At 57.9% G+C, this 299-nt stretch carries 1 protein-coding gene; it reads right to left on the reverse strand.

Features of this window, described 5'->3' with window-relative positions; all coding sequences use genetic code 11:
* The coding region (locus FW756_RS11725; RefSeq protein WP_446430338.1) for a hypothetical protein at nt 1-299 on the reverse strand (299 nt) is incomplete at both ends.

A 299-nucleotide genomic window follows, 5' to 3' on the forward strand; every position in this document is an offset into this window, starting at 1 on the left:
GAGCGTCGTTCGTTCAACCGTGATGACCGTGGTGAGCGTAAGCCCTTCAACCGTGACGGTGATCGTCGTCAGGGCGGTTACGGTGATCGTAACCGTGATGATCGTGGTGGCGAGCGTCGCTTCAACGATCGTGGCGATCGTAAGCCGTTCAACCGCGATGACCGCGGTGGCGACCGTCGTTTCAACGACCGCAATGACCGTGGTGGGGATCGTCGTTTCAACGATCGTAACGACCGTGGTGATCGTAAGCCTTTCAACCGTGATGGTGATGAGCGTCGTTCGTTCAACCGTGATGACCG

It is taken from the genome of Leucobacter sp. 1207-22, from assembly GCF_052850455.1.